We start from the raw sequence: 15,876 nt of genomic DNA, 5'->3' as shown, positions 1-15,876 counted from the left end.
CGCCCTGGAACTCAAGGCCATCTGCTGCGGGCCCCAGTCGCCGTCGGCTCGAAGGAGGTCACGCAGCTAGGCTTGCTGCCGCAGTCGTCGATCGCGCCGGACCACATCACGGTGGCCGACCTGGTGGCGTGCTACGAAGACAGACCCATGGAGTCGGGCCGTTGCTGACATGTCTCGGCTGTATCACAGGTCATACCCGCGCTTGGTCCGCACGCAAGGTGTCTGCCGGAGAGAGCAGCTGCTTCGCGCGAATCCTTCTGTGATCGTGGATACCGCGCGATCGCGTAGACCAGAGTCGCAGCGATCCCGCCGGCTATCGCCAAAGCGGCGGATCTGCTCCCGCTGGCCGTCGCCACGCGAAGGGCCTCTCCGCTGAGCCCTGCGTGCCCGTTGTTGGCCAGGAGTACCAAGAAGGCGAGGCCAACAACCGCGCCCAGCCCGGAGCCGGTGGAGACGATCGCCGAGGCAACGCCCTGCCGGCTCGGCTCGACTCCGATCGCCGCGATGATGAACATCGCGGTGAACATCGCGCCATCGCCGATGCTGACCAGAATCAGTCCGAGGGCGAGGTCCGCGTAGGACGCGTTGGCCGTCATGGCAAGACCGAGCACGGTTGCGCCAAGCAGCCCGACGCCGAGTGCGCAGACAACGACATTCTTCAGACCTATCCGCGTCGAGATCAGCCCCGCGAGTGCGGACGCGGCGGCGACGACAACCGTGGGGACAACAAAGCCGAGGCCGGTCTGCAAGGCGTTGTATCCGAGGACGTTCTGGAGGTAGATCGACAGGAAGTACAGCAGCGACCCAAATGTCGCTGTGAACATGAACGCAACAACGACTGCGAGGCGTACGAATCGATTCTGCAGCAATACGCGCGACACCAGAGGATCGCGGGACCGCAACTCGATCCTTGTGAATGTCCAGGCCAGCACCACGCCCAGGAGTGCCGGCCCGACGACCATCACCGACGTCCAGCCAAGCACAGGACCTTGTATCAGGGACCATACGACCAGCGTCACCGAGACTGTCACGGTCAGTGCACCGGCCAAGTCGAAGCTACGCGTGCGATCGACCGGTGAATCCTTGGGCACGACGACAAAAGCCGCCGCAAGCGCGCCAACTGCCAATGGAACGTTGATGAAGAAGACCGAGGACCACCCGAGGCTGCGAGTGAGGATACCGCCCAGGAGAACGCCTATCACCAGTCCGGCCGCACCTGATGCACCCCAGATGCTGAGGGCACGATTGCGTGCCCGTCCCTCGCGATAGGTCGTGTTGATCACGGCTAGAGTTGCCGGAAATACCATGGCACCTCCGATTCCCTGCACGACCCTGGCTGAGAGCTGTACCGCAGGTGTGGTGGCGATGCCTCCAGCGAAGGAGGCGATGGCGTAAAGGGTCAGGCCGATGGCCAGCATTCGACGTCTCCCCAGCAGATCCGCCGCTCGGCCACCAAGAAGCAGAAAGCCGGCGGATGCGATGGCGTACGCTGAAATGACCGACTGCAGAGTTTGGGCGGAGTACCCAAGAGCGCGACCGATGTCTGGGAGCGCGACAACGACGATGTACTGATCCAGCGACACGATCAGCATCGCGAAGGACACCAATATCAGACGCCGGGTTTTCCGATCGTGGTTTCGGCGAGCCGTACGCTTGCTGGTGTTGGTCGTCACATGGGTCTCCGTTTCTTCACGTCTGAGCGATGACACGCAGGGCACCCCGAAGGTTCAGGCGGCGGAGGCGACCGCCGCCTCCCGGGGGAAGAAGGGGAGTTCGATGTAGACCCTGTCGGCGAGGCGGCATTCGACGCCCAGGGCGGCCCGCAGGTGCTCGACGCCGATCGGCTCGAGGATCCTGCTGAGTTCCACCTGGGCCAGGTCCGGCTCCGGCTCGTACAGGCGCGGCCGCAGCACCAGGTGCTCGTTCGGCGCGATGAGCGTGATCCGCAGGTCGGCGTCTCCGCGTACCAGCGCCGCTCCCGCCGCGCTCCACACACCCGCGAAACCGCCTCCGATGATCACCACGTGTCCCATCGTGTTTGTCCTCTCCTGAGCCTCGCCCCCCCCCCCGGAATCGGAGGGTTCGGCAGGGAGACAAGATGGCGGGTTCAGATGTGACCGATACGAGCGAGCTTCTCGGGATTGGCCAGTCTCCTGTACTCCGTGATCCGCCCGTCGACGATCTCCACGGTGTCCAGCCAGACCAACTCGCCACGACGGTAGGTCGCCAAGGCCGGGGAGGCGCTCTGATGCTGTCCGGCTCGTGAGATAGTTTCAAAAACTATTGAAACTTCTGAGTAGCACCGGTTTTGCTTGCTCGCATGGGCGAGTTGCAGGAGTACGTCGAGGAGATCGGGCTCTACTTCGCCGGCGTCGGGTTGCCGCGCATGCCGGGCCGGGTGCTCGGCTGGCTGCTGGTCTGCGATCCACCGCATCAGTCGGCTGATGAGCTGGCGGCCGCGCTGCAGGTCAGCAGCGGGTCGATCAGCATGGCCGTGCAGATGCTGGTCCGGGCCGGTGCGGTCGAGCGGTACGCGAAGCCCGGCTCGCGTCGCACCTACTACCGGCTCCGACCCGGTTTCTGGTTGCACGAGGCCGAGGAGAAGGCCAAGCAGGCCGCCGAATGGCACAAGCTGGCCGACCGTGGCCTGGAGATGCTCGACCTACTCGACGAAGACGGTGGCGACGATCGTTCACAACGGCTTCGCCAGATGCGCGACATGTACGCGTTCCTCGAGGTCGAGTACGCCCGGATCGCCGCCAGGTGGCGAACCGGGAAGACAGCTTCCAATTCTGAGGAGTCGGGGTCATGAGCGCTGCCAACCCTGTCGTGGCAGTCGACGGTCTCACGTTCACCTACCCGAAGTCGGCCGAGCCGGCCGTACGCGGGATGAGCTTCTGCGTCGAGGAGGCCGAGGTATTCGGTTTCCTCGGCCCCAGTGGCGCCGGGAAGTCCACGACACAGAAGATCCTGATCGGCCTGCTGTCCGGCCACGGCGGAGCGGTGAGCGTGTGGGGCAAGCCGCCAGCGGCATGGAAGTCCGAGTACTACCGGCGCATCGGCGTCTCGTTCGAGCTGCCCAACCACTATCAGAAACTGACCGGGCTGGAGAATTTGGAGTTCTTCGCCTCGCTGTACCCCGGCGAGAAGGAGGACCCGATGGCGCTGCTGGACCGGGTCGGGCTTGCCGAGCACGCGAACCTCCGGGTCAGCAAGTACTCCAAGGGCATGCAGATGCGCCTGGTGTTCGTCCGCGCCCTGCTGCACAAGCCGCGGCTGCTGTTTCTCGACGAGCCGACCTCGGGCATGGATCCGGCCAACGCCCGCATCGTCAAGGAGATCATCAGGGAGCTGCGTGCCGAGGGCCGCACCGTGTTCCTGACCACGCACGACATGACCACCGCCGACCAGCTGTGTGACCGGGTGGCGTTCGTCGTCGACGGGCAGATCGCCGCGCTCGACACTCCAGAGGAGCACAAAGTACGCCGCAGCCAACGCACAGTCCGCGTCAGCTACCGCACATCGACCGTCGAAGAGCTGCAGTACAAGGACTTTCCGATCGACACACTCGCCGATGACGACACGTTCGCGACGTTAGTACGCAACCGGCAGGTCCAGGCCATACACAGCCAGGAGGCCAGCCTGGAAGACGTCTTCATCGACCTCACCGGACGGACACTGCAATGATCACCTCGGTTGTCCGGCCTCTCCGCGCTGTTGTCAAGCTGGACCTGCGGCTGCAGTGGCGTTACGGATTCTTCTACGCCACGGCGTTCTCGATCGTGCTGTGGGAGGTCATCGTCGTTCTCATCCCGGACGGGCTCAAGCTCACGGCCATGCCGTATATCGTGTTCGGCGACTCGGTGCTGATCGGGTTCTTCTTCATCGCCGGAGCGGTGTTCTTCGAGAAGGGTGAACGCACCCTGTTTGCCCTGCTGTCCACGCCGGTGCGGTTCGGGCACTATCTGACCGGCAAGCTTGCCACGTTGAGTCTGCTCAGCCTGGTTGCGGCGGGCGTGGTGAGCGTCAGCGGAGCGGGCGCCGCGTTCCACCCGGGCATGCTGTTCCTGGCCGTGGTGCTGTGCACGTTGCTGTTCCTGCTCTGCGGACTCATCTCCGCGGCACCGTTCCCGTCGATGACCGACTGGCTGATCCCGTCCACGGGTGTGATAGCGGTGCTGAACGTCCCGCTCCTGTCGTACGCCGGCATCTGGAACCATCCCGTGTTCTACCTGCTCCCGACCCAGGGATCCCTGCTGATGTTGGGATCCGCGTTCGGCCAGCTCGATCTGAGCGGCTGGCAGGTGGCGTACGCGCTCGCCTACCAGCTGCTGTGGATCGTGGGACTGGCCTGGCTCGCGCGGAAGGTCTTCGACCGTTACATCGTGGCGAAGGAGGGAGGCGCGTGAGCACAACGCAAGCGGTCCTGGCGTTCGGCCGTAACGACCTGAAGAGCATTCGGCGTGACACCATCATGATCGGTGTCGGGTTGGGGCCGTTCATCTACGCCCTCGCCATGTGGTTCCTGCCGCCGCTGACCAACTTCCTGCAACGGCAGTACGCCTTTGACCTGACGCCGTACCACGTGCTGATCGTGAGCGCGTTCGTCATCGTCGGCCCGATCGCCGTGCTTGGCGCCCTGTGCGGGTTGATGCTGCTCGACGACAAGGATCAGCACACCCTCGCGGCCCTGCGGGTCGCGCCCATCCCACCGCTCACCTACCCGCTCTACCGCGCCGTCGTGACCACGCTCGTCTCCGCGGTCTCGATCGTCGCCGCGCTCGCGCTCACCATGCAGGTACCGGCAGACCTCGTGCTGAAGTCGGTCCCGATCGGGCTGGTCTGCGGTACTGGCGCCGCCGTCGTCGGACTGCTCATGCCAGCCATCGCCAGCAACAAGGTCGAAGGCCTGGCCGTCATGCGCGCGATCGGCATGCTGCTGTTCGGACTGCCGATCATCCCCTGGTGGCTGGACTCGCCCGCGCAACTCCTGTTCGGGCTGCTGCCGACGTACTGGCCCGCCAAGGCTTACTGGCTCGCCGCCGAGGGCGCCACGTACTGGCCGTACATCGTCGGCGGGATCGCCTACAACTCCTTGCTGGTCTACGTTCTGCTCCGCCGGCTCGGCAGATCCGCGCAAGCCTGATGAGCGACGCGTCTCCGAGCGATGAGATGATACGATTTACATATCGATACCGTCTCGTAAATGAAAAGAGCGGAGATGGACACCACCCAGGTTCTGGTGGTCGGTGCTGGCCCGACCGGGTTGACGCTGGCCTGCGGTCTACGGCTGCACGGCGTGCGCGTCCGGCTGATCGATCGCGCACCCGGGCCGGCCGTCACGTCGCGGGCGAACTTCCTGCACGCGCGCGGGTCCGAGGTGCTCGGCAGGCTCGGTGCGCTCGGCCGGCTGCCGGAGGAGTCACTGCGCGCGATGCGCATCACGACGTACCTCGGCGATCGCCCGATCGCGAGGCTGGAGTTCGGGGATCCGGGCCTGCGGACCGCCGCTCCGCCGATGGTCGTGTCCCAGGCCAGGGTCGAGGCCGCACTTCGCGACCGACTCGAACAGCTCGGCGGCGCGCCGGAATGGGGCACCGCGCTCGTCGACGCCCGGCAGGAGCCCGACGGCGTGGTCGCGACCCTGAGCGACGGGCGGACCGTACGAGCCTCCTGGCTGGTCGGCTGCGACGGCACCGGGAGCACGACGCGCAAGCTGGCCGGCATCGGCTTCCCGGGCGTCAAGCTCAGCGAACGGTTCCTGCTGGCCGACCTGCGGCTCGACTGGGATCTCGATCGCAGCGGTACGACCGGCTGGATCCATCCCCCCGGAATGCTCGGCGCGATGCCGATGCCCGACCCGGAGGGTCGCAACGACCTGTGGCGGCTGATCGCCTACGACCCTGGGTACGACGACAAGCCCAGCGAGCATGAGATTCTCGAGCGATTCCGGAAGATCCTGCCCGAACGTTCCGAACGAGCCGTCCACATCGGCGACGCGGAATGGCTCTCGCTGTTCACCGTGCACCGCCGGCTGGCAGAGCGCTACCGGCAGGGCCGGATCCTGCTCGCGGGCGACGCGGCTCACGCGCATGCTCCGTTCGGTGGGCAGGGCATGCTCACCGGCGTCGGCGATGGGGAGAACCTCGCCTGGAAGCTCGCGCTGATCGTGCGCGAGCTGGCAGACGAGCGACTGCTCGACACCTACCAGGCCGAGCGCCGGCCGCTGGCGACCGACGTGTTGCGCGGCACGAGCACCGTGACCAGGATCAACGTCGCGAGCAACCCGTTCGGCCGGTTTCTGCGCGATCGGGTTGTGGTGAAGTTGTTCAACCTCTCGCTGGTCCAGCGCTGGACCACCTACACCACGTCCCAGCTCTGGGTGAGCTACCGGAAGGGCCCACTCGGTGACCGGGGCGGGCCCAAGCCGCGGCCAGGCGATCGCGTGCCGGATCTGCCGGTCGTACGTCCGGACGGCACCGCGTCCCGGCTACACGCCGAGCTCGGCCGGCGGTGGGCCCTGCTGATGCCAGCCGTCGGCGGGGGCGACGACCTCGACGCGATCGTCGGACAGCGGCTCGGCGATCATGTCGGGATGCTTCGCTACGACGGTGACCAGGCCATGCTCGTACGGCCGGACGCCCATCTGGCCTGGCGCGGCAGCGACGCGGCCGGGCTGGACCGCTGGCTGGAGAACGCGTTGCTCCACGGGCGGGCAACCCGATGACGCAGCCGCGTCGCCGCGGCCGCCCGCGCGACCCCGAGGTGGACACCGCGATCCTGCGCGCCGCGCTCGATCTGTTCGTCGAGCGCGGCATCGAGGGCATGAGCATCGAGCAGGTCGCCAAACGCGCCGGCGTCGGCAAGCTGACCGTGTACCGCCGGTGGTCGTCGAAGGAAACGCTGGCCGCACACGCGATCGAGCAGATGATCGAGGAGCACGGTGACTGGCCGACGAACGCGGAACTGGAGCGGGCCGATCCTCAGCAACTCCTGGAGAGCACGTTGGACGCCTCGGCCGAGTTGGCCGCGAGCCACGAGTTCCGTGCGTTGGTGGCGCGCATCCTCGGGTCCAGTGTGAGCCACCCATCGCTGATGGCGACGTACTGGAAGCACTACATCCTGCCTCGGCGCAAGGCCGCGAGCGCAATGCTCGAACAAGGTCAACGGGCGGGCACGGTCCCACCCGACGCCGACCTGGACGTGCTGATCGACATGATGGCCGGCGCCGTGGTCTACCGCGTGCTCCAACCGGACCCGCCCGACGCCACGGAGATGCGACGCTACCTCGAGGAGATCTACCGGCGGATCGGACTGCTCCCCGGCAGCTGACGCTCCCCTTTCGCACCGTGCCCCGACGGTGCTCCAGGGGTTGGGCCGCCGCTGAGCTGACCGACTGGCCGCAGATCCTCGCCTTATACACCCTGTGGGAACGCATGAATGGCAATCCGATGGTCAGCCTCAACCGCGCAATTGCCCTCGCCATGGTCCGCGGCCCCACCGCGGGCTGGCCGCACTCGACGACCTCGCCCCACGGTTGGCCGGCCACTATCGCCTGGACGCGGTACGGGCACATTTGCTGGAGATGGCCGGTGATACCGACCGTGCCGTGACGCACTACCTGCGCGCCGCCGGCCGCACGACCAGCCTGGCTGAACGCGACTACCTCACCACCAAGACCGCACGGCTCCGCGGGCGCCGCTGACGCAGGGCGCCGCTTGGTGCGCGGTCGACGCGCTGACGCAGGTGGTGGGCTCCCACCTGCACGTCGCAACGGTCAGCAGTGTCGGGGATGAGTTCTGACGAGTCCGGACTCGTAGCCGAAGATGACGAGTTGGGCTCGTTCGAGTGCGCGCAGCCATTCCGATCTCCTGAGAGATCACAGGCGCCCCCGGCAGGATTCGAACCTGCGACACACGGTTTAGGAAGATCCTGGACGACGTGTCCCAGGCGTTCTACCTGCGACTTTACGAGCACGTCGCCGGCCCCGAATCCACTGAACGTGCATGGTTCGACGCCACTTCGCTCCACAAATGACTCCACGCCGCTACGGGTTACTGCTGGGCACGCACGCCAAACCGTCAGCTCGGAGCACTCGTAGGAGCCTCGCCGGAGTGGCAGATCACTCGGCCGGCTTTCGTCAGTGCCGTGCGGGTGTACGGCGTGCTTTCTCCTTCGCCACCCGCGATGGTCGTATCGGAGTGGGCCTTCCCACGTTCCATGCAGCCGCCGCCGTCAACGGATGCCCCTCAAGCTCGGGCGCGGCAATCATGTCGGGTCCGAGCGCTACACCTACGCCGAGCTCACGGTCCCGCGCCGACTCGTGTCGGGATGCCAGGAGCTCTTTGTGTGTTGGCCCTCTTTGGACATCGGCCTTCGCTAGTGTCACCGGCGGTGACGTTCCTCGCGGTCAAACAGATTCCAGCCTGGTCGGTTCTCTCCTGTGGGTGAGTTCGGGCCCCCGTGGACGGTAGGACCCGGTGCGAGTCTGTGTCGGATGGCCAGCACGGTAAGCGTTGCGGTGGCGGTGGCGGCGGCGAGGCCGATCCACGGCCATGGGGTGATGAGTAGGGAATCGGGTAGCTGCTGTCCGAGGACGAACAGTCCCATGACGACGACGAACCAGCCGAACGTTTTGCGCAGGGTGTCTTGACGGATGCGTCCGGCGAGTTTGGCGCCAGCCAGGCTGCCGGCGATGGCGGCGATGGTGACTGCCGACGCGAGGTCCCAGTGGATGTCGACGCTGGACAGGTATCCGGCCAAGCCCGCGAACGACTTCATGGCGATGACGACCAGGGAAGTGCCCACGGCAACAGGCATAGGGAGTCCGCCGAGGAGCGCGAGTGCGGGGACGACGAGGAAGCCGCCACCGGCGCCGACGAGACCGGTGATCAGGCCGACGATCACGCCGTCGAGGAGGACCCGCAGGATGGGGAGCTCGTGCGGAACCGGCTTGTGTCGTGTGTTGCGTCGGCCGTGGAGCATGGCGATGGCGGTGGCGAGCATCATCACGGCGAATCCGCTCAGGAGGATGGTCGCGGGGATGAACTCGGCGAGCCGGCCACCGGCGTAGGCCCCAGTCATGCCGGCGAATCCGAAGATGAGGCCGGTACGCCATCGGATCCGGCCGGCCCGCGCGTGTGGCAGGACGGCGACCGCGCTTGTGGCTCCCACGACGAGCAGCGAGGTGGCGATTGCCTCCTTGGCGTCCAAACCGGCGACGTAGACCAACAGCGGGACCGCAAGGATCGACCCGCCACCGCCAAGGAGGCCGAGGCTGACACCAATGAGGGTGGCGAGCACGATCATCAGGGCGAGGGTGGGCACCGGTGCGTCACCTCCGACCGCTGTTGGCTGAGAGTTGGGCGGTGATGCTGTTGATGTCGCAGCTGGGGCCCCGGTTGTAGGGAAGCCTGCTCAGGAGCATTCCCATGGCACAGGTGTTGGTGATGGCGGCGAAGGTCAGTCCGGCACCGATGAACCCGGCGACCCACTTCAGGCCAGGAACGAACACCGACGCGACGATGCTCGCCAGCACGATGGAGCCGGCGACGAGGCGGACCTGCCGCTCGAGATCCCAACGATGCTTGCCTTGTTCGACGGGTGCGCCTGCAGACTGCCAGGCGGACATCCCTCCGGCCAAGACTCTGAGGTTAGACAAGCCGATCGCCGCGAACGCCTGCTCAGCCTGGGTGGCACGCACACCGGATCGGCAGATCAGAACGACGTCTTCGTCCAGGTGGTTGCGCAGTTCGTTGCGGTGCTCGCGGAGCAGCTCGAGGGGAACGTTATACGCGCCAGGGATGTGAACCGTCTCGAACTCGGCTGGGGTACGTACGTCGAGTAGGCGTGGCGCCTGGCCGGATTCCATCAGCTCGCGCAACGCGGCCGCATCGAGCGTTGCCGGGCGGGTCAGATCACTAGTACTCATGGGCTCCTCGTTCATTCATCTGAAAGGGGACAGGAAGCACAGGCCCGCCTTGTGTGGCGGACCAGTGGCTCTCACAGGTGCGTGGAGCGTGAGGTCGTCGGGTCACGATGATGGCGTCGGCCTCTCGACGTCTCGCTCGTGTGAGCCGTCTTCCATCGCGATGCCGGCGGCCGCGGCGTTGTCGAACGTGTCGTCGACAAGGACGACCTCCCGGCCTGCGTTCGCAAGGATTGACGCCGCTGCGGTTGCGCGGTAGCCGGAGCCGCAGTGGACCCACACCACGCCCTCGGGTACGTCCGCGAGACGGCGCGGAAGGTCCGGCAACGGAATGTGAACAGCACCGTCGATGTGGCTCTCCCGCCACTCGTTGCCCATCCGTACATCGAGGACCACGTCGGGCGCAGGCAGTCCGGTTCGGGCCTCTCCCCGCTGGACCGCAGCCAGCGTGGCGAAGTCGGCCACCGGCAGATCCCGCAGCTGGCTCGGATCGAAGGTCCACTGCCCGGGATCGCCGGTGGCCGCCGCTGCTGGCCGGTCGATACCGATACGCACCAGCTCACGCTGAGCCTCGGCAACCTGTGCCGGAGTCTCACCCAGCAGCGTGATCGGCGCGCCCCACTCGATCAGCCATCCCAACCACGTGGACATCGGCCCGTCCAGGCCAAGGCTGACGGTCCCGGCCAGGTGTGATGTTGCGTACGCCTTGCGCTGGCGTAGGTCGACCACCCACTGTCCGTCGGCTATCCGGTGACGAAGTTCGGCTGCGTCGGCGCGGGCGACAGGGGTGAGGTCGACCGGAGCGGGACCGGCACTGTTGGCCACTCCCATGTGGGCGTAGTAGGCCGGGTAGGCATCCAGCCCGGCCAGAGTCTGGCTGACGAACTCGTCGGCGGCCAACTGCAGCACAGGATTCGTCGCCTTCTCCCGCCCGATGGTGGACTCCGGTGCGTCGGCCTGGCTGGCCGAACAGAAACTGCCGAATCCATGCGTGGGCCAGATGCGGGCGCCGTCGGGAAGGACGTCGCCAAGCCGTCGTGCGGACGCGTGTTGGGCATGGGCCAGCTCGTCGGCGAACTCCTGGCCGAGCAGGTCGGTCCGGCCCGTCGTACCGAAGAGCAGCGATCCGCCCGTGAAGACACCGGCGGCGTGCCAGGCGCCGTCCGAGGTGCGCTCGTCCAGCACGTACGACAGGTGGTGGAAGGTGTGGCCCGGGGTGGCGACCACGCGAAGTCGCATCCGCTCAGAAACAGGCACCAGGTCGCCGTCGCTGACCGGGAGCCGGTTGAACGGCACCTGGTCGGCTGCTGCCACGAGATACTGCGCGCCGGTGATCTGGGCTAGCTGCAGGCCTCCGGAGACGTAGTCGTTGTGGATGTGTGTCTCGAGCACGTGCGTGATTCGTACGCCCAGCTGGCCCGCCAGCGCCAACTTCCGATCGATGTCGCGTTGCGGATCGACGACTACTGCTACCTCGCCATCGGACGCGAGGTAACTGCGGTCACCCAACGAAGACGTGGCGATGACAGACACGTCGACTCCCACGCCATTCCTGCCGTGCTCTCGCGTAGGCTCCCCGGTTTCAGGCCGTCGCTGCCTCGCTGAGTTCTTCTGTTCCGCGCACATGAGTGACTCCTTCCTGGTACCCCGGGGGGGTATCGGCCGGGTGAAAACCGACCCCGGCTGTTGCTGGTCGGGACGGCTGCTTCCCTACCCCGTAGGGTATGTTACGAGCAAAAAAATGTGACACCTACGCTTTTACGAGAGGCAGTCCTTCCGCCGCCCAGGCTTCCAGTCCACCGTTCATGTTGTGCACGTTGAACCCCACGCAACTCAGGTAGGCGGCCACCAGGCTGCTGCGGCGGCCGCTCGTACACACCACAACCACCGGACGGTCGCGTTCAAGTCGGTCGAGATGGTCGGGGACAGCCTCCATCGGGATATGCACGGCGCCCTCGATGTGTCCGATGCGCCATTCGTCCTCTTCGCGTACGTCAAGGAACTGCACGTCAGCTCGCTGTGCGAACGCGGTACGTGGATCCATGCTCCTCCCCTCGGTGTGGTCGGCTCTCAATAGCGGGTCTGCGCAGCACGACCCAGCAGTCAGGCAAGGGAGAGGAAGAGCCGTTCCAGCTCGTCCTCGTCCACTCGGCGAGGTCCGTCGCTCTCGATCACGCACTGCCGCAAGCCGGTAGCGATGATCTTGAATCCCGCCCGGTCAAGGGCTCTGGCCGCCGCCGCGAGCTGGGTCACGACGTCTGAGCAGTCGCGGCCTTCCTCGATCATGCGGACGATCCCACCGATCTGGCCCTGCACGCGCTTCAGGCGTGCGATGACGTCTTCGAGCCGGTTCGGATCCATTTCCATGTTCCACTCCTTAGGTACCCCCGGGGGTAGAACCACAAGAGTAGCAACCTCATTCCCACCATCGAGCTTTCACGCGATGCGGTCCTGCTCACATCTGGGATGGCAGCGTTAGCCCGGTCGGATACTCGATCAAGGCCTTGTTGGTCCGGTAAGGCGGGCCCTGCACCTTCGGGAGCCGGATCATGAGGAACGCCTCGTTGGGCCGTCTGTCGAAGCCGGCATCGTAGTGGCATAAGTGATCCCTACGATGAACGTCCGCTTCGGTGTAGGTGCTTCGGCGGCGTGGAGAGCTTGGTCCGGCGCCGCCCTGTGCTCCTGCTTGTATGTCACGTGAAGGGCGGTGACGTGCGTTGGGGGAGCGAGGCTGAGTTCGAACGTGTGACGGCCGTCCTCAGCTCCATCTACTATCCGGTGTTGCGCATGCGGCTCCACGTCGTTCTGGAAGTGGTGTGGAGAGCCTGGAGGAGTCGTGACCGTGATGACGATCCGCGAATGGCGGTCGACGGTGGCCGCCGACGAATGCCGTGGTTGGTCGGCCGCTTCTGTCACGTCAGGTGCAGGCTGCGGACGCCGTCTGGTGCCTGCTGCAGTTCGGCTTCGGCGTGGGAACCACCAGGCGGCCCGGCCGAGTATCGCGAGCAGCGCGGGGCTCAAGACGAGCATGGCGATGAGTGCGTACACGCCGATGGCCGTGGCTAGGCCGAAACCGAATAGGTTGACGACACGCTGGTCGTTGAGGACGAAACTTGCGAAGACGACGACCATCACCGAGGCCGCGGCCAAGATGACGCGTGCGGTGGCACCGATGCCATCGACGATCGCTCTGCGCGCGTCGCCGGTCTTGCGATACTCCTCGTGCACCCGGCTGAGCAGGAACACCGCGTAGTCGGTGGAGAGTCCGAACAGCACGGCGAAGAGCATCACCGGGGCGAACGACTCCACAGGTCCGGGTTCTGCACCGATCAGGTCTGCGGGCCACCAGCCCCACTGGAAGACCGCGACGATCGGCCCGTACGCCGCGCCGACTGCGAGAAGATTCATGACGACCGCCATGAGCGGTACGAGCAGTGCCTTGAACTCCACCAGGAGAACGACGAACGCCAGACCGACGACGAGAAGCATGAACCAGCCCATTCGCCCGTCCAGCTTGTCGGCAAGATCGATGCTTGTCGCTGTCGCACCGCCGACGTGCGTACGAGGCTGACCCTCGGCTTTTGGCAGCACGTCGTCACGTAGGCGGTGCACGAGTCGTTCGGTGGACTCGTCGTCGGGCGAGCCGACGGGGACGACGGTCAGCATTGCGGTGTCGCCAACCGGATCGATGCGTGGTGGTGAGACCTGCGTGACTCCTTCTGCGGAGGCGAGCATCTGGCGTAGTTGCCCGGCTGCGCGGGCGGTCTCGGTGGAAGGCATGCCCGACTGGTACTCGGCTGTGACCACTAGCGGACCGGTCCAGCCGGGGCCGAACTGCTCGGCCACGATGTCATACGCCCGCCGTTGGGTGGTGTCGGTCGGCTGCGAGCCGCCATCCGCGGTGCCGAGACGCAACGATGTCAGTGGCAGAGCTAGAAGTACCATCACCGCGATTGAGGCCAAGGCGGCAAGCCATCGCCATCGTTGGACACCGCGGGCCCACAGCCGCCACCCCTGGCGGTCGCTGGTGTGGGTGGTCCCGATCCGCCGAACTCTTAGCCGGTCAAGGTGCCGGCCGAAGACTCCAAGCAGGGCGGGCAGCAGGGTCACCGCTGCGAGGAGCGTGGTCGCGACCGTGATGGCGCTGGCGAGGCCGAGGGCGGAGACGAACGGGACTCCGATCAGGTACAGGCTGAGAATGGCGACGATGACCGTCACACCTGCGACGATGACGGCGCGGCCGGCGGTGGCCATCGCCGTCTCGATCGACTCGGCCGGATCCTGGCCGAGCGAAAGCCCTTCGCGGTGGCGGGTCACCACCAGTAACGCGTAGTCGATGCCCACTCCAAGCCCGATCATGGCAGCGACCACAGGCCCGGATGTTCCGATCGTCACCCAGTTCGTCAGCACCTCAATCGTCGCCAGGCCGACGCCCAGTGCCGCCAAGGCGGTGATGATGGGTACCGCCATAGCGAACAACGAGCCGAAGGCGATCAGCAAGACGATGACCGCCGCGATCAGGCCGTAGACCTCGTTGCCGGACGGTCCGGTCTCGGTCTGCACCGCCGGACCGCCGTAGTCCACCTGCACACCTGCGGCCTTGATGGAGTCGAATGACTCCTTCACCTGCTCGACGGCACCCTCGGGAATGTCCTTCGCTCGTTCGGTGAACTGCACGGTGGCGATGGCTGTGCGGCTGTCGGTCGAGACCAGCCTCGGCCCAGGTCCGTATGGAGACTGCACGGCCGCGACGTCGCGGTCTGCACGCACCTTGGTGATGGCCGCCTGGACCGGCTGCCTCACCTCAGGAGAGGTCACGCCATCGTCGCTGTGGATGACCACCTGCATCCCGTCGCCCGACATGTCTGGGAACCGTTCACGCAGCGTGTCGTACGCGGCCTGGGAGTCGGTGTCGGAGAGGGTGAGATCGTTGGCGAACTGTCCGCCGTACTCGGTTCTGGCCGCTACGGCGCCGAGGAGGAGTAGGGACCAGGTGATCAGCACCAGCCAGCGGTGACGGTACGAGAAGCGGCCGAGAGCAGCAAGCAACGCTCTACCTCCCTGAAGATCGCCCCGTGCACTGGCTGATCTAGCCGCGACGTTGGACGACGGTCAAGACGCGATGCTATACGAATGACTAGACACGTGTCACCTCTGCGTTCGCCCTCGTCTGGCCACCCTGTTCCAACTCGCGTAGATTGCTGTCAGTCGGGTGTCAAGACCCATGTCGAGTGCTCACTTGGAGGCAGTCATATGGCCGTGCGGTCTCCGGGCTTCGGCCGTAGCGGAGCCGCGTTGCGCGGACGTGCCCGCGACAAGCTTCTGGACACAGCCCTTCGGCTGTTCGTGGAGCGCGGTTACGTCGGCGTGAGAGTGGAGGATATCGCCAAGGCTGCAGGCATTTCGCGCGCGACCTTCTACAAGCACTTCTCCGAACGCGAGGAGATCCTCGCCGAGTTGTTCGCACGACTGCTTGGGCGGGAGCCAGCCAGCCCACCCTCAGGATCGGCTGCCGAAACCCTTCCCCGTATCCGCAGCCTCCTTATCGACACCGCCACCCAGATGGTCGCGAATGAGGAGCTTGCAAGGTTTGTCTACACTCTGCCGATCCGCCACGCGGCGCTGGTAGGTGAGGGTGCGCGTCCACCTGTCCTGGAGGCCGTGGAACGCATGGTGGGTGAAGGAGTGGCCGCCGGCGCCGTACGGGCCGACGTACCCCCGGAGCTCATCACCGCTCACATCGGCCGGGCATTCGAAGCGGCGATCCGCGACTGGGCAGAAGATCGTGTGCACGACGTCGCCGCACATGTCGGTCTCCTTGTCGACCTGGCTATCGAGGGTGCGAGGGACCCAAGGTAGGCAGTAGCGTCGAACATCTGAGTTCGGGCGGATCAGCCACACGTCCTCCGCGGCGAGTCTCGTCTCACGGCCTGACTGCCCTGTGTCAT

16 protein-coding genes are annotated in these 15,876 nt (G+C 66.0%); 7 read left to right on the top strand and 9 right to left on the bottom strand.

The window, feature by feature from the left end:
* Nucleotides 1-131: 131 nt before the first annotated feature.
* The 3 genes from ABN034_RS14360 to ABN034_RS14350 all read right to left on the bottom strand — a co-directional run bounded on the left by ABN034_RS14360 (nucleotide 132) and on the right by ABN034_RS14350 (nucleotide 2,230).
* Nucleotides 132-1,673 (bottom strand): MFS transporter, encoded by a 1,542-nt coding sequence (locus ABN034_RS14360; RefSeq protein ID WP_349691485.1) that lies wholly within the window; start codon nucleotides 1,671-1,673, stop codon nucleotides 132-134.
* A 54-nt stretch (nucleotides 1,674-1,727) separates the two neighbouring features.
* Nucleotides 1,728-2,024 (bottom strand): hypothetical protein, encoded by a 297-nt coding sequence (locus ABN034_RS14355; RefSeq protein ID WP_349691484.1) that lies wholly within the window; start codon nucleotides 2,022-2,024, stop codon nucleotides 1,728-1,730.
* Between the two features lie 83 nt (nucleotides 2,025-2,107).
* The gene (locus ABN034_RS14350) at nucleotides 2,108-2,230 is read right to left on the bottom strand and encodes a hypothetical protein (protein WP_349691483.1); all 123 of its coding nucleotides are present in this window, start codon (nucleotides 2,228-2,230) and stop codon (nucleotides 2,108-2,110) included.
* Nucleotides 2,231-2,320: 90 nt separating this feature from the next.
* Here ABN034_RS14350 and ABN034_RS14345 point away from each other — a divergent pair, with 90 nt between their 5' ends.
* The 6 genes from ABN034_RS14345 (at nucleotide 2,321) to ABN034_RS14320 (ending at nucleotide 7,332) form a co-directional block, all read left to right on the top strand.
* Nucleotides 2,321-2,812 carry a GbsR/MarR family transcriptional regulator gene (locus ABN034_RS14345; RefSeq protein WP_349691482.1) on the top strand — a complete coding sequence of 164 codons (492 nt, stop codon included), beginning with the start codon at nucleotides 2,321-2,323 and terminating at the stop codon, nucleotides 2,810-2,812.
* A complete protein-coding gene (locus tag ABN034_RS14340) occupies nucleotides 2,809-3,687 on the top strand; it encodes an ABC transporter ATP-binding protein (protein ID WP_349691481.1) in 879 nt (292 codons plus the stop codon). Before ABN034_RS14345 ends, ABN034_RS14340 begins: the two co-directional genes overlap by 4 nt.
* Nucleotides 3,684-4,409: a fluoroquinolone export ABC transporter permease subunit gene (locus ABN034_RS14335; RefSeq protein ID WP_349691480.1), complete on the top strand. Its 726-nt coding sequence runs from the start codon at nucleotides 3,684-3,686 to the stop codon at nucleotides 4,407-4,409. The genes ABN034_RS14340 and ABN034_RS14335 overlap by 4 nt, the downstream gene beginning before the upstream one ends.
* Nucleotides 4,406-5,146: an Rv2686c family ABC transporter permease subunit gene (locus tag ABN034_RS14330; RefSeq protein WP_349691479.1), complete on the top strand. Its 741-nt coding sequence runs from the start codon at nucleotides 4,406-4,408 to the stop codon at nucleotides 5,144-5,146. Before ABN034_RS14335 ends, ABN034_RS14330 begins: the two co-directional genes overlap by 4 nt.
* 75 nt (nucleotides 5,147-5,221) lie before the next feature.
* A complete protein-coding gene (locus ABN034_RS14325; RefSeq protein ID WP_349691478.1) occupies nucleotides 5,222-6,727 on the top strand; it encodes an FAD-dependent monooxygenase in 1,506 nt (501 codons plus the stop codon).
* Nucleotides 6,724-7,332, top strand: coding sequence for a TetR/AcrR family transcriptional regulator (locus tag ABN034_RS14320; protein ID WP_349691477.1), 609 nt, complete (start codon nucleotides 6,724-6,726; stop codon nucleotides 7,330-7,332). Before ABN034_RS14325 ends, ABN034_RS14320 begins: the two co-directional genes overlap by 4 nt.
* Nucleotides 7,333-8,385: 1,053 nt before the next feature.
* Here the strand turns inward: ABN034_RS14320 and ABN034_RS14315 are convergent.
* From ABN034_RS14315 to ABN034_RS14290, 6 genes are all read right to left on the bottom strand, one after another.
* Nucleotides 8,386-9,327 carry a sulfite exporter TauE/SafE family protein gene (locus ABN034_RS14315; RefSeq protein ID WP_349691476.1) on the bottom strand — a complete coding sequence of 314 codons (942 nt, stop codon included), beginning with the start codon at nucleotides 9,325-9,327 and terminating at the stop codon, nucleotides 8,386-8,388.
* A gap of 7 nt (nucleotides 9,328-9,334) precedes the next feature.
* Nucleotides 9,335-9,931, bottom strand: a complete 597-nt coding sequence (locus ABN034_RS14310; protein WP_349691475.1) for a rhodanese-like domain-containing protein — start codon at nucleotides 9,929-9,931, stop codon at nucleotides 9,335-9,337.
* Nucleotides 9,932-10,033: 102 nt separating this feature from the next.
* Entirely contained in the window at nucleotides 10,034-11,461 is a 1,428-nt protein-coding gene (locus tag ABN034_RS14305; RefSeq protein ID WP_349691474.1) for an MBL fold metallo-hydrolase, read from the bottom strand.
* A 217-nt stretch (nucleotides 11,462-11,678) separates the two neighbouring features.
* Nucleotides 11,679-11,936 carry a rhodanese-like domain-containing protein gene (locus ABN034_RS14300; RefSeq protein ID WP_349691473.1) on the bottom strand — a complete coding sequence of 86 codons (258 nt, stop codon included), beginning with the start codon at nucleotides 11,934-11,936 and terminating at the stop codon, nucleotides 11,679-11,681.
* Between the two features lie 95 nt (nucleotides 11,937-12,031).
* The gene (locus ABN034_RS14295) at nucleotides 12,032-12,295 is read right to left on the bottom strand and encodes a metal-sensitive transcriptional regulator (RefSeq protein ID WP_349691472.1); all 264 of its coding nucleotides are present in this window, start codon (nucleotides 12,293-12,295) and stop codon (nucleotides 12,032-12,034) included.
* A 180-nt stretch (nucleotides 12,296-12,475) separates the two neighbouring features.
* The gene (locus ABN034_RS14290) at nucleotides 12,476-14,977 is read right to left on the bottom strand and encodes an MMPL family transporter (protein WP_349691471.1); all 2,502 of its coding nucleotides are present in this window, start codon (nucleotides 14,975-14,977) and stop codon (nucleotides 12,476-12,478) included.
* A 204-nt stretch (nucleotides 14,978-15,181) separates the two neighbouring features.
* On the opposite strand from ABN034_RS14290, the gene ABN034_RS14285 reads away from it, so the two are divergent.
* Nucleotides 15,182-15,787 carry a TetR/AcrR family transcriptional regulator gene (locus ABN034_RS14285; RefSeq protein WP_349691470.1) on the top strand — a complete coding sequence of 202 codons (606 nt, stop codon included), beginning with the start codon at nucleotides 15,182-15,184 and terminating at the stop codon, nucleotides 15,785-15,787.
* Nucleotides 15,788-15,876: the final 89 nt, after the last annotated feature.

This window comes from Actinopolymorpha sp. B11F2 (genome assembly GCF_040195635.1).
GTDB lineage: Bacteria > Actinomycetota > Actinomycetes > Propionibacteriales > Actinopolymorphaceae > Thermasporomyces.
Note: the sequence above shows the minus strand (reverse complement) of the source record. Positions and strands in the feature narration are given on the sequence as shown.